The sequence below is a fragment of the Streptomyces sp. NPDC006339 genome, from assembly GCF_040612775.1.
Lineage (GTDB): Bacteria > Actinomycetota > Actinomycetes > Streptomycetales > Streptomycetaceae > Streptomyces.
Window position 1 is genome coordinate 176,328 of the sequence record NZ_JBEXQW010000010.1, and the last position, 13,185, is coordinate 189,512.

Annotated in this window: 8 protein-coding genes and 1 pseudogene; 1 reads left to right on the plus strand and 8 read right to left on the minus strand. The window is 68.7% G+C overall.

What is annotated here, in order from left to right; translation table 11 throughout:
- Positions 1 to 185: 185 nt before the first annotated feature.
- From ABZ135_RS11025 to ngcE, 7 genes are all read right to left on the minus strand, one after another.
- Positions 186 to 1,484, minus strand: a complete 1,299-nt coding sequence (locus ABZ135_RS11025) for a sugar ABC transporter permease (RefSeq protein ID WP_356694119.1) — start codon at positions 1,482 to 1,484, stop codon at positions 186 to 188.
- Positions 1,481 to 2,281, minus strand: coding sequence for an ATP-binding cassette domain-containing protein (locus tag ABZ135_RS11030; RefSeq protein ID WP_356694121.1), 801 nt, complete (start codon positions 2,279 to 2,281; stop codon positions 1,481 to 1,483). Before ABZ135_RS11030 ends, ABZ135_RS11025 begins: the two co-directional genes overlap by 4 nt.
- Before the next feature lie 149 nt (positions 2,282 to 2,430).
- Complete coding sequence (locus tag ABZ135_RS11035) at positions 2,431 to 3,528, minus strand: substrate-binding domain-containing protein (RefSeq protein ID WP_356694123.1); 1,098 nt, start codon at positions 3,526 to 3,528, stop codon at positions 2,431 to 2,433.
- 122 nt (positions 3,529 to 3,650) lie between these two features.
- The gene (locus ABZ135_RS11040; protein ID WP_356694125.1) at positions 3,651 to 4,871 is read right to left on the minus strand and encodes an ROK family transcriptional regulator; all 1,221 of its coding nucleotides are present in this window, start codon (positions 4,869 to 4,871) and stop codon (positions 3,651 to 3,653) included.
- 166 nt (positions 4,872 to 5,037) lie between these two features.
- Positions 5,038 to 5,988, minus strand: coding sequence for a carbohydrate ABC transporter permease (locus ABZ135_RS11045; protein ID WP_356694127.1), 951 nt, complete (start codon positions 5,986 to 5,988; stop codon positions 5,038 to 5,040).
- 16 nt (positions 5,989 to 6,004) lie between these two features.
- On the minus strand, positions 6,005 to 6,934 hold the full coding sequence (locus tag ABZ135_RS11050; RefSeq protein WP_356694129.1) for a sugar ABC transporter permease: 930 nt from the start codon (positions 6,932 to 6,934) through the stop codon (positions 6,005 to 6,007).
- 67 nt (positions 6,935 to 7,001) lie between these two features.
- Entirely contained in the window at positions 7,002 to 8,441 is a 1,440-nt protein-coding gene (gene ngcE, locus ABZ135_RS11055; protein WP_356694131.1) for an N-acetylglucosamine/diacetylchitobiose ABC transporter substrate-binding protein, read from the minus strand.
- 431 nt (positions 8,442 to 8,872) lie between these two features.
- Here ngcE and ABZ135_RS11060 point away from each other — a divergent pair, with 431 nt between their 5' ends.
- Positions 8,873 to 12,754 (plus strand): GH92 family glycosyl hydrolase, encoded by a 3,882-nt coding sequence (locus tag ABZ135_RS11060; RefSeq protein ID WP_356694133.1) that lies wholly within the window; start codon positions 8,873 to 8,875, stop codon positions 12,752 to 12,754.
- A 72-nt stretch (positions 12,755 to 12,826) separates the two neighbouring features.
- On the opposite strand, the pseudogene acnA reads toward ABZ135_RS11060, so the two are convergent.
- Positions 12,827 to 13,185, minus strand: a pseudogene (gene acnA / locus ABZ135_RS11065) (aconitate hydratase); the annotation flags it as partial.

A 13,185-nucleotide genomic window follows, 5' to 3' on the forward strand; every position in this document is an offset into this window, starting at 1 on the left:
GCGTTTGAACTGGTCGAGCTTGCCGATTTGTCGAGTCTAATGTTCCGTCTTGGATCGTGGGCATCGGGCCGAGGCTTGCGCGGCATTCCCCCGGCCGACACGCCGATACCCCCGACAGGGGGTCACTGGTCCGGACGCGACAGTGCCCGGCGCCGGTTCTCGGCGCCGGGCGACTGTGGTGAGCGTTACGCGCGGCCGGCGGTCTTCTGCGTACGGCGGGAGACCGAGTCGATCACGACGGCGGCGAGCAGCACCGCGCCGGTGATCATGTTCTGGATCGCGTTGGACATGCCGATCATGTTCAGACCCTGCTGGATCGACTGGATCACGATCATGCCCAGGAGTGCGGACCAGACCTTGCCGCGGCCGCCGAAGAGGCTGGTGCCGCCGATCACGGCCGCGGCGATCACCAGCATCAGCGTGTTGCCGCCGCCGAGGCTCTTGGTGGCGCCGCCGGAGAGGCTGGCGATGAACAGGCCGCCGAAGGCCGCCAGGGTGCCGGAGATCGCGAAGACGGCGATCCTGACCCCGTCGACGTTGATGCCGGCGCGGCGGGCCGCCTCGGCGTTGCCGCCGACCGCGAAGACCTTGCGGCCGAAGAGGGTGCGGCGGGCGACGAAGTCGGCGATCACGAGGACGGCCAGGAAGAGCACCAGGGCGAGCGGCAGGCCGCGGGCACCGGCGGGCTCGTTCATGACGTACGCCACGAGGAGGACCAGGACCGCGACGACGGCGGTGCGCAGCGCGATCTCGGAGACCGGGCGGGCCGGCAGCAGCGCGGCCTTGCGGCGGCTGCTGTCGCGCAGCAGCGAGAAGAGGTACGCGGCGATCGCGACGAGGGCCAGGCCGTAGGCGGCGATCTTGTCGGCGAAGAAGTGGTTGGTGAGGCTCTCCACCACGCTGCCGGACGGCGTGTTGATGGAGCCCTCGCCGCCCATCAGCCACTCCTGGAAGCCCATCCAGCCCAGGAAGCCGGCAAGGGTGACCACGAAGGCGGGGACGCCGATCTTGGCGAAGAAGAAGCCGTGCAGCGCGCCGATCACGGTGCCGGTGAGCACCGCGAGCACGATGGACAGCCACTCGTTCACGCCGTTGCTCACCTGGAGCCCGGCCCACACGGCGGCGCCGACACCGGCGACCGAGCCCATGGAGAGGTCGATCTCGCCGAGGACGAGCACGAAGACGATGCCGACGGCCATGATGCCGAGGCCGGAGGCGTAGACGGCGACGTTGGCGACCGAGCTCGCGGACAGGAAGTTGCTGTTCTGGAGCTGGAAGACGACGGCGATGACGATCAGGCCGAGGATCACGGGCAGGGAGCCGAGCTCGCCGCCGCGGATCTTGCGGGTGAACTCGGTCCAGTAGCCCTTGAGGCCCTCCTCGCGGACGAGGAGGCGGGGGTCGACGGCCGGTACGGGCGCCGCGGACTGCTCCGCCGCCCCGCCCTGGGCGTCCTGGGGGGTGGTCTTGGCGAGGTCGCTCACTTGGCGTCCTCCTTCGCGGCCGCGGCCGTACGGGCCTGCCTGCGGGTCACGGCGTTGTCCGTGGCACCGGTGATGGCGGCGATGATCGTCTCGTGGGTGGTGTCCTTCACGTCGAAGACACCGTTGTTGCGGCCGAGGCGGAGCACGGCGACCTTGTCGGCGACCGCGCGGACGTCGGCCATGTTGTGGCTGATGAGGATGACGCCGTGGCCGCGCTCGCGCAGCCGCTCCACGAGGTCGAGCACCTGTGCGGTCTGCTCGACGCCGAGGGCGGCGGTGGGCTCGTCCAGGATGACGATCTTCGGGTCGCCGATCAGGGCGCGGGCGATGGCCACGACCTGGCGCTGACCGCCGGAGAGGGCGGCGACGGGGATACGGACGGACGGGATCCGGATGGACAGGGTGTCCAGCAGCTCCCGGGCACGCTTCTCCATGGCGATCTCGTCCAGGACGGTGCCGGAGCTGAGCTCGCTGCCGAGGAAGAGGTTGGCGACGACGTCGAGGTTGTCGCAGAGCGCCAGGTCCTGGTAGACGGTCGCGACCCCGAGGTTCTGGGAGTCGTGGGGCTTGGTGATCTGGACGGGACGGCCGTCCCACTCGATGGTGCCCTCGTCGATCGGGTGGACACCCGAGATCGTCTTGACGAGGGTCGACTTGCCGGCGCCGTTGTCGCCCACCAGGGCGACGACCTCTCCGGCATGGATCTCCAGATCGACATCGGTGAGCACCTGGACGGCGCCGAACCGCTTGGAGACCCCGCGCAACGCCAGCACGGGCGTAGCGGACACGTGAATCATCTCCTTCGCCGCCTGACCGGCGGGGATGTGGTGCGAGAAGTGCTGCGAGGTACGTCGGGTACCGCGAGGGGAGTCCGGCGCCCCCGCCCCCGCTCGCGGGGCGTGGACGGGGCGGGGTGCGCCGGACCGGTTCCGTGGGGCGGGGCGGGCTACTTGATGCCCGCGGCCTCGCAGGCCGCCTTGTACTCGGCGGTGCAGATGTCGGCCGCCTTGTAGACGTTGTCCGCGATGATCGTGGAGGCGATGTTCTCCTTGGTCACGATCTGCGCGTCGTAGAGCTTGGCCGGGATGTCCTTGAACTCGCCGGTCAGGCTGGTGACCTTGGTGGGGACCAGGTCGTCGATCTTCTCGCCCTTGAGGAGCCGGACCGCGATCTCGGCGGTGGTCTCGGCCTCCGGCTTGATCTGCTTGTAGATGGTGAAGGACTGGTCGCCCTTCAGGATGCGCTGGAGGCCCGCCAGTTCGGCGTCCTGGCCGCCGACCGGGACCTTGACGCCCTGCTTGTTGAGGGCGGTGATGATGCCGCCGGCCATGCCGTCGTTGGCGGAGTACACGCCCTGGAAGCCGGTCTTGCCCAGGGAGTCGATGGCGGCACCCATCTTCTTGTTGGCCTCGTCCGGCGACCAGTCCGGGATGTCCTGCTCGTAGACGACCTTCTTGACGCCGGTGTCGAGGACGCTGTGGGCGCCCTTCTTGAACAGCGGGGCGTTGGGGTCGGTCGGCGAGCCGTTGATCATGACAACGTTGGCGTCCTTGGCCTTGTCGCCGAGCGCCTTCACGAGGGCCTCGCCCTGGAGGCGGCCGATCTTCTCGTTGTCGTAGGAGACGTAGGCGGCGATCGGGCCCTCGGCCAGTCGGTCGTACGCGACGACCTTGACGCCCTTCTTCTCCGCCTGCTGCACCCAGGACTTGGTGGCCTTGTAGTCGACCGAGTCCAGGATGATGACCTTGACGCCCTGGGTGACGAGCGCGTCGAACTGCTTCTTCTGCGTCTCGGTGTCCTGGGCGGCGTTGTTGTACTTGACCTCGCAGTCCGAGCAGAGGGCCTTGATCTTCGCCTCGATGATCGGGCGGTCGAAGGTCTCGTAGCGGGTGGTCTTGTTCTCCGGCAGCAGCAGACCGATGGTCTTGCCGTCACCGCCCGCATCACCGGAGCCGTTGTCGCCGGCCTTGCCACAGGCGGCGAGGGAGAGGGCCATGGAAACCGCGGCCGTGCCTATGACGACGCGACGCGTCACTGCGTTCATGTGGGGTTGCCTCCCTGACGAGGCCGCGACATTGCGGCCGAGGTGGCTGGAAGTCAACTCGGCCGCAGGGTCGACGTCAAGGAGTAAATCCTTAACGAGATGACAACGGTGCCATCCGTTATCTAAGTGAAGGCAGGAGCCTTCGTCCCGGCGGCACTGGAGAGCGCTTTCGCAGACCCCTGCAACAGCGACGAATCACCCATCTCGCTCAGGACGAGGGCGAGCGCGCCCAGGACCTCCGCGCGGCCGCCCAGGGCCCCGGGGGCCAGGGAGAGCTGCCGGGCGGCGCTGGGGATCGCGTAACGCGACACGGAGTCCCTGATGGGCGCCAGGACCAGCTCCCCCGCCTCGGCGAGGTCGCCGCCGAGGACCACCCGGCTCGGGTTCAGAAGGTTGCAGAGGTTGGCGACGCCGCTGCCGATGTGACGCCCGACGTCGGCGATCACCCGGCGGCAGCCCGGGTCGCCCTCCCGGGCCAGTTGGACGACCCGCTCCATGGTCAGATCGGGCCCGTGACCGGGCTGCAGCAGCGGCAGTACGTAACGGGCGGCCGTGAAGGTCTCCAGGCAGCCCCGGTTGCCGCAGCGGCAGACCGGACCCGACTCGTCCAGGGTGATGTGGCCGATCTCGCCGGCCGTGCCGCCCGGGCCCCGGTAGACCCGCCCGTCGATGACCAGGCCGGCGCCGACACCGCTGGCGACCTTGATGTACGCGAGGTCCTTCACGCCCCGGCCGCTGCCCCAGACCAGCTCACCGAGGGCGCCGAGGTTGGCGTCGTTGTCCACGTGCACGGGGACGCCCAGCCGGGCCGAGAGCTCGTCGGCGGGGTTGATACCGCTCCAGCCCGGCAGGATCGACGTGGAGCCGAGCGTGCCCGAGGACACGTCGATCGGGCCGGGCACGCCGAGGCCGACCCCGACGACCTTGTCCGGGCCGATGCCGGTGGCCGCGATCAGGCGGCTGACCAGCCGTTCCGCCCGGTCGAAGCCCTCCGCGGCGGAGGCGTCCACATCCAGCGGCTCGGCCTCCTCGGCGAGCACCTGGTGCGCCAGGTTGCCCACCGCGACCCTGAGATGCGTATGGCCGAAGTCGACGCCGATGACGATGCCGGCGTCGCCGCTGAGCGAGACGCTGCGGGCCCGGCGGCCCCCCGCGGAGGTCGGGGTGACCTCGACGGTGCCGCCGTCCTTCAGTTCCCGCACGATGTTGGAGACCGTGGCGGCGGACAGGCCCGTCGCCCGGGCGATCTCCGCCTGGGTGAGCGATCCGGCCATCCGTACCGCCCGGACGACCCGCTCCAGATTGGCCCGGTGCAGCGAGGACTGCGACCCCGGAGTCTCCATTGACTCTCTCCACCCTACGACGTGTACAAGTTATGAACTCCAAGCTCCTTCGTGGGGCTTGTCGTCGTCAAGTCCTCGACGGTAGTCGAATCCGGAACCAAAAGGTCCGGCCCCGGGGGCGAATCCCGGGAGCCGGACCTGTCGGACCGTACGGCGGTGCGGACCGTTACTTGAGCGTGGCCGAAGTGAGACCTGCCTGGACCTGCCGCTGGAAGGACAGGTAGACCACCAGCATCGGCACCATGGCGATGGTCACGCCGGCGAAGAGCACCGGCAGGTCCGTCGCGTACCCCTGCTGCTGTTCGAGCTGGATCAGGCCCTGGGTGAGCACGTACCGCTCGGGGTCGTCCCCGCTCTGCGGCTGCATGAGCACGGTCGGCAGGATGAACTGGTTCCACTGCCCCAGCGTGTTGAAGATGCCGACGCTCAGCAGGCCCGGCTTGGCCATCGGCAGCATGACCTGGAAGAAGGCCCGGGTGTGCGAGGCCCCGTCGAGGATCGCGGCCTCGAAGACCGCCGTCGGCAGCGTCCTGAAGAAGGAGTGCATGAAGAAGACGGTGAACGGCATCGAGTACGCGACGTACACCAGGATCAGGCCCTGGTAGGTGTTGAGCATCCCGAGCATCTTCACCATGAAGAAGAGCGGGACGAGCGCGAGGAAGACCGGGAACATCGCGCCGGCGACGAAGAAGTAGTAGAGGAGCCGGTTGCCCCAGAACTCGTAGCGCGCGAGCACGTACGCGGCCATGGAGCCGAACAGCATGGTCAGCGGCACCGAGAACACCAGGACGATCACGGTGTTCACGAAGTAGTCGCCGATGCCCTTCTCCCAGGCCCGGCCGAAGACGTCGAGGGACCAGTTCGACGGCCAGCCGAAGGCCGACCCGGCGATCTGGGAGTCGGTCTTGAAGGAGCTGAGCACCAGCCACAGCAGCGGCAGCACGATCAGCAGGGCCCACACGGCGAGGAAGCCGTGGGAGAAGACGTTCAGGACGACGCCCTCGCGGGCCGGGCCGGGGGCCGGGGTGCCGCCCTTGCGGACCGCCCGCTGCCGGGGCACGGAGCCGTCGCCGGCGGCGGCCGGGCTCGCGTCGGACTTCTGGATGGGTGCAGTCATCGTTACGTTCTCCCGCTCAGAACTCGAGGCGCTCGCGGCGGGTGGCGCGCAGCGTGACCACGGACACGATCAGGGTGAGGAGCAGCATGACCACGCCCATGGCGCAGGCGTAGCCGCTCCTGCCGAAGTAGAGGAAATTGCGCATCATGACCGTCGACATGACCTCGCTGTGGTGGTCGGGGCCACCGCCGTAGTCGCCCGAGGTCATGGTGGAGACGAGGACGAACATGTCCATGGCCACGATGCCGAGGTACACCCAGGCGGTCTGGACGGAGTCCCACAGCAGCGGCAGGGTGATGCGGAAGAAGGACTGGGCGCGGCCGGCGCCGTCGATCAGGGCGGCCTCGTAGATGTCGCGGGGGATGGACTGCATGGCGGCGGAGAACAGCACCAGGTAGAAGCCGACGCCGTGCCAGACGACGACGGCCATGAGGGCCCACAGGACGAAGCTGGGCTCGTTGAGCCACTCGATGGGCCGGTCGGCCTCGATGAGGCCGAGCTTGAGGAGCAGGCCGTTGAGCATGCCGCCGGTGTCGCTGCGGTACACGGCGCCGAAGAGCACCGCGAGGATCGCCAGCGAGAGCACCTGCGGGAAGAAGTAGACGACCTTGTAGAACTTGGAGCCGGCGACGCCGGAGACACCGCCGGCCCGGCCGCCGCCGCCCGCGTTCACCATGAAGGCGAGGAAGAGCGCGAGCAGAATGGTGATCACCGGAATGAACACCAGGAACAGGATGTTGTGCCAGACCGCTCCGAGGAAGACGTCGTCCTCCAGAAGTGCGGCGTAATTGTCGAGACCGACGAAGGAGAAGGTCTGCGACTGCCCCTTCCAGTCGGTCAGCGAGTAGCCGAACGTCTGGATGTACGGCCAGATGACGAAGACCAGATAGAGGGCCACGGGTATGAAGAGGAATCCCGTGACGAACGTGTACTGCCCTTTGCGCATGGCGTTCCTGTCCCTGATGTTCCCGGCGGCGGAGTTCCCGGCGTGAGGTGCGGGATCGGTCCGCGAATCAGTCGCGGCGGTTCTTCTTGGACGCCGGGTCCTTGGCGGCCTTGTCGACGGCGGCCTGGGCCCGCTTGAGCCATTCCGCGGGCTGGATGCGCTTGGCCATCAGCTCGTTGGAGGCGTTCTGGATCTCGGTGTCCATCTCGCTGTACCACTCGGTGTACAGGTAGCGGAACGTGTTCGGGCCCGCCTTCTTGGACGCCTCGACGGTGGACTGGGTGCCGGGGCGGAGCTTGACGCTCGGGTCCACGCCGTCGGCGAGGATGGTGAGCGAGTTGGCCTCCTTGGCGAAGAGCGTCGACCACTCCTTGGAGAGCATCATCCGCATGAACTCCTTGGCCTCGGCGAGGTTCTTGGCCTTGGACGGGATGATGAAGGGCTCGCCGGAGCCGGCGCGGATCGCCTCGTACGGCATCTTGCTGCCGGGCAGCAGCGGCATCGGCATGAACTTCATGTCGAAGTCGGCCGGGGTCTGCTTGATCTGCTCGTTCTCCAGCCAGGAACCGCAGGTGATGAAGGCGGCCTTGTACTGGTTCCAGCGGGTCTGGGACTCGGTGTGCTCCAGGCCGTTGGTGCCGGGCATGAGGTAGCCCTTCTCGACCACCTCGTAGATCGCCTCGACGGCCTGCTTGGCGGCGTCGGAGCCGACGAACGCCTTGGGGTCGAGGTTGTCGATCGCCTTCATGGCGTCCAGGCCGCCGGTCTTGGCGATCAGGTCCATGATGGCGACGTTGATGTAGTACGGGTATTTGCCCTGGTGGGCGAGGCCGCCGATGCCCTGGGCGGTGGCATCCTTGCAGACGGCGAGGAACTCGTCCCAGGTCTTCGGCTCCGTCCAGCCCTTCTCCTTGAAGAGCTTGCCGGAGTACCACAGGCCCCACACCGTGTAGATGTAGTTGAGGGCGACGACCTTGCCCTCCTGCAGGCCCGGGTCGAGGGTGCCGGGGATGAGGGTGTCGCGGACCTTCTTGCTCGGGTCGTCGACCGACGGCGCGTCGAGAACCTCGGCGAGGTCGAGCAACTGGTCGTTCTTGTACAGGACGTCGATCTTGATCTTCTGGGCGCCGGAGTTGTCGACGATGTCCGGCGGGTTGCCGGCGTTGAAGCGCGGCTGGAGCTTTCCGGTGATCTCCTGGGTGCCGGTGTGGGTGGCGGTGACGCCCCACTTCTTGTTGAAGCTGGCCTCCCACGCCTTGGCGTACTCGTCGCCGTATCCGCCCTTGAAGACGACGACGTCGATCTTGCCGCCCTTGGCCACGCCGAACGGATTGTCCTTGGTCTTCTCACCCTTGGGCGCGTCGTTTCCGCCGCTGTCGCCCCCGCTGGAGGCGCAGGCGGACAGGAAACTCATGGTGGGCACCGAGATCAGACCGAGTGCGGCCGAACGCTTGATCAGATCGCGACGGCCGAAACCGTCGTTCTTCGGGGCGGAGGTGGATCCCATGCTCAAGTCCTCGCCTTCATTCAGGACTCAGGCGGTGTACCGGTCGCCCGTACTTCACTCGCCTCAGGCGAAGGGCCCCGCCACCGCGGTCAATTGCTGGGTCGTGCAGGCGTCGGGCCGTCGTGCTCATCGGTCCCCTCGCTCTCGTCGGTGCGACGAGTGAGGCGAGTGAGACGGCGGGCGATACGACGGGTCGGACGCCGACAGGTATAGTCCACTTCCCTTCGCCGGAGCAAGATCGAAACCAGCTTTCCCGGGCAGTCTTCTCCGAGTTGAGACCTGCGGGATACCCAAGCCGTTTCTGCCCCGTTTCCTCCCTCGTTCTCTTGTCAACACCCTTGACAGCGTCTGACGGTTGCCCTTCTCCTGGGTTCTCGCGCCATCGGATTGACAACGTTGTCTGAAACGAGCGGCAGGAGCGACGACACGGCATGCGGTCCCCTTTCAGAGCGGTCTCGCTGGCGGCCTCGGCGGCCATGATCCTGAGCCTCACCCCCTCGGTGGCTCAGGCACTTCCGGGCGAACCGGACACCTCGGCACGGGAGTTCACCACCTCCTTCGAAGCGGACGAAGCACCACCGACCTGGCGGAACACCATCGAGGTCGGCCCCGACGGCCGGAAGCGGACATCGGGCGTCGACGGCGGCTACGTCACCGGCATCCCCGGCAACGTCACCGACCGGGTGGTGGCCGTGCGCGCCAGCGGCGAGCACGCCAACGCCGGCGAGGTGAAGGAAAACCTGGTCGACCTCCAGGCGGGCACCAAGTGGCTGGTCTTCGAGCCCACCGCCTGGCTGGAGTTCGACCTCGACGCCCCCGTGGCCCTCGCGACCTACGCGCTGACCTCGGCCAACGACGCCGCCGAGCGCGACCCGCGCGACTGGGTCCTCAAGGGCTCGGCGGACGGCAAGGAGTGGACGGTCCTCGACACCCGCGCGGGCGAGAGCTTCGCCAAGCGCTTCGAGACGAGGACCTACGACATCCCGGGCGCCTCCGGCGGGGGCGCCACCCCCTACGCCCACTACCGCCTGGAGATCACCAAGAACGCGGGCGCGGGCCTCACCCAACTCGCCGACGTTCAGTTCTCGAACGGGGACACCTCCCAGCCCGTCCCCGAGGAGATGCGCAGCCACACCGACCGCGGCCCCAGCGGCTCCCCCACCGCCAAGGCCGGTGCGGGCTTCACCGGGAAGCGGGCGCTGCGCTACGCCGGCACCCACAAGGGCGAGGGCCGGGCCTACTCGTACAACAAGGTCTTCGACGTCGACACCCGGATCGTCCGGAACACCGAACTGTCCTACCTGGTCTTCCCGTCGATGCCCGCGTCCGAGACGGACCTGAACTATCCCGCCACGAACGTCTCCGTGGACCTCGCCTTCACCGACGGCACCTATCTGAGCGACCTGGGTGCCGTCGACAGCCACGGCGGGCGGCTCAGCCCGCAGGGGCAGGGGGCGGCCAAGCGGCTCTACGTCAACCAGTGGAACCGGGTCGACTCCCGCATCGGCGAGGTGGCGAACGGCAAGACCGTGGACCGGATCCTCGTCGCGTACGACTCCCCCAAGGGGCCGGCGAAGTTCCAGGGCTGGATCGACGACCTCACGATCGCCCCCAAGGCGCCGCGACAGCCGTACGAACGACTCTCCGACTACGCCTCGACGGTCCGCGGCACCAACTCCTCCGGTTCCTTCTCGCGCGGCAACAACTTCCCCGCCACCGCCGTCCCGCACGGCTTCAACTTCTGGACGCCGGTGACCAACGCGGCGACCCAGAGCTGGATCTACGAGTACGCGCGCGGCAACAACGCGGACAACCTGCCCACCCTCCAGGCCCTGTCGGCGAGCCACCAGCCCAGCCCCTGGATGGGCGACCGGCAGACCTTCCAGGTGATGCCCTCGGCCGCCGCCGGCACCCCGCCGGCCGACCGGGCGGCCCGCGCCCTGCCGTTCCGCCACGAGAACGAGACGGCGAAGCCGCACTACTACGGGGTCACCTTCGAGAACGGTCTGAAGGCGGAGATCGCCCCGGCCGACCACGCGGCCGCGATGCGCTTCACCTATCCCGGCGACGAGGCGAGCGTCGTCTTCGACAACGTCACCGACCAGGGCGGGCTCACCCTCGACCCGGAGACCCGCTCCTTCACGGCCTACTCCGACGTGAAGAGCGGGCTGTCCACCGGAGCGGGCCGGATGTTCGTGTACGGCGTCTTCGACGCGCCGGTCACGGCGTCGGCGAAGCCGGCCGGGCCGGACGGGACGGCGGCCCCGGGCGTGAAGGGGCACTTCCGCTTCGACGCGGGCGACGACCGCACGGTGAACCTGCGGATCGCCACCTCCCTCATCTCGGTCGAGCAGGCGAAGGCCAACCTCGCCGACGAGATCCCCGAGGGCACCGGCTTCGACACCGTCCGCGAGCGGGCCCAGGACGCCTGGGACGAGGTGCTCGGCCGGGTCACCGTCGAGGGCGCGACCCACGACCAGCTCGTGACCCTCTACTCCAGCCTCTACCGGCTCTACCTCTACCCCAACTCCGGCTTCGAGAAGGTCGGTTCGAAGTTCCTGTACGCCAGCCCCTTCTCCGCCCCGGTCGGGCCCGACACCCCGACCCGTACCGGCGCGAGGATCGTCGAGGGCAAGGCGTACGTCAACAACGGCTTCTGGGACACCTACCGGACGACCTGGCCGGCCTACTCCTTCCTCACCCCCGGGAAGGCGGGCGAGCTGGTCGACGGCTTCGTGCAGCAGTACAAGGACGGCGGCTGGATCTCCCGCTGGTCCTCCCCCGGCTACGCGGACCTGATGACGGGCACCTCCTCGGACGTGGCCTTCGCCGACGCGTACGTCAAGGGCGTCGACTTCGACGCGGAGGCGGCCTACGAGGCGGCGCTGAAGAACGCGACGGTCGTGCCGCCGAGCCGGGGCGTGGGCCGCAAGGGCATGGACACCTCCCCCTTCACCGGATACGCGTCGACCGCGACCCACGAGGGCCTGTCCTGGTCCCTGGAGGGCTACCTCAACGACTACGGCATCGCGAAGATGGCGCGGGCGCTCCACGAGAAGACCGGGAAGCGGCGGTACGCGGAGGAGGCGGCGTACTTCCTCGACCGCGCCCGGAACTACGTCACCTTGTTCGACGCGAAGGCGGGGGCGGGCGCCGGTCCGGTCGCCGGCTTCTTCCAGGGCCGGGACGCCAAGGGCGCCTGGCGGGTGCCCTCGGCGTCGTACGACCCGCGGATCTGGGGCCACGACTACACCGAGACCAACGGCTGGGGCTACGCCTTCACCGCCCCGCAGGACTCCCGGGGCCTGGCCAACCTGTACGGCGGGCGCACGGGCCTCGCGCAGAAGCTGGACACGTACTTCTCCACGCCGGAGACGGCGAGCCCCGAATTCGCCGGCTCGTACGGCAGCGTCATCCACGAGATGACCGAGGCGCGGGACGTACGGATGGGCATGTACGGGCACTCCAACCAGGTCGCCCACCACGTGCCGTACATGTACGACGCGGCCGGGCAGCCGTGGAAGACGGCCGAGAAGGTCCGCGAGGTGCTCTCGCGGCTCTACACCGGCAGCGAGATCGGCCAGGGCTACCACGGCGACGAGGACAACGGCGAGCAGTCGGCCTGGTTCCTCTTCTCGGCCCTGGGCTTCTATCCGCTGGTGATGGGCAGCGGGGAGTACGCGATCGGCTCGCCGCTCTTCACGAAGGCGACGGTACGGATGGACAACGGCCGCACCCTGGTGGTCGAGGCCCCGCGCAACAGCGCCCGCAACATCTACGTGCAGGGCGTGAAGCTGAACGGGAAGCGCTGGAGCTCGACCGCGCTGCCGCACGAGCTGCTCGCGAAGGGCGGCACGCTGAAGTTCGACATGGGTCCGAAGCCGTCGGCGTGGGGCACGGGTGCCTCGGCGGCCCCGGTCTCGATCACCGAGGACGACCGCGTGCCGGTGCCTCGGGCCGACCTCGTGAGGGGTGCGGGGGCGCTCTTCGACGACACCTCGGCCACGGCCGGGCCGGTGGCCGGCGCCGTGGAGCTGCCGGTGGCGAAGCCGGTCCGCGCGGTCCGGTACACGCTGACCTCGTCCGTACGGGGCGCGGCGCCGGCCGACTGGGTCCTCCAGGGCTCGGCGGACGGCGTGACGTGGACGGACCTGGACCGGCGGACGGGCGAGTCGTTCGCCTGGGACCGGCAGACCCGGGTGTTCTCGGTGGCGAAGCCGGGGACGTACGCGCGGTACCGGCTGGTGCCGTCGGGTGCGGGCGGTACGGGTGGTGCGGGCGCCGCGCTGGCGGAGGTGGAGCTGCTCGGCTGAGGCCACGCGGACATGCGTGGCGGACATGCGTAAGGGCCCGTCTCCATGGAGACGGGCCCTTACCTCTGATCCTTAGCCGCGGATCAGGTTGCGCAGCACGTACTGCATGATGCCGCCGTTGCGGTAGTAGTCCGCCTCACCGGGGGTGTCGATGCGGACGATCGCGTCGAACTCGACACCGGTGTCGGTGGTGACCTTGACCGTGCTCGGGGTCCGGCCCTCGTTGAGCTCGGTGATGCCGGTGATGGAGAAGGTCTCCTCACCGGTCAGGCCGAGCGAGTCGGCCGACTGGCCGGCCGGGAACTGGAGCGGCAGGACGCCCATGCCGATGAGGTTCGAGCGGTGGATGCGCTCGTACGACTCGGTGATGACGGCCTTGACGCCGAGGAGGGCCGTGCCCTTGGCCGCCCAGTCGCGGGACGAGCCGGAGC

What these genes read in the sequence shown, in the direction of transcription:
- ABZ135_RS11030 (WP_356694121.1), bottom strand. Translation starts at nt 2,281, where the DNA reads ATGATTCACGTGTCCGCTACGCCCGTGCTGGCGTTGCGCGGGGTCTCC.
- ngcE (WP_356694131.1), bottom strand. Translation starts at nt 8,441, where the DNA reads ATGGGATCCACCTCCGCCCCGAAGAACGACGGTTTCGGCCGTCGCGAT.
- ABZ135_RS11035 (WP_356694123.1), bottom strand. Translation starts at nt 3,528, where the DNA reads ATGAACGCAGTGACGCGTCGCGTCGTCATAGGCACGGCCGCGGTTTCC.
- ABZ135_RS11060 (WP_356694133.1), top strand. Translation starts at nt 8,873, where the DNA reads ATGCGGTCCCCTTTCAGAGCGGTCTCGCTGGCGGCCTCGGCGGCCATG.
- ABZ135_RS11045 (WP_356694127.1), bottom strand. Translation starts at nt 5,988, where the DNA reads ATGACTGCACCCATCCAGAAGTCCGACGCGAGCCCGGCCGCCGCCGGC.
- ABZ135_RS11050 (WP_356694129.1), bottom strand. Translation starts at nt 6,934, where the DNA reads ATGCGCAAAGGGCAGTACACGTTCGTCACGGGATTCCTCTTCATACCC.
- ABZ135_RS11040 (WP_356694125.1), bottom strand. Translation starts at nt 4,871, where the DNA reads ATGGAGACTCCGGGGTCGCAGTCCTCGCTGCACCGGGCCAATCTGGAG.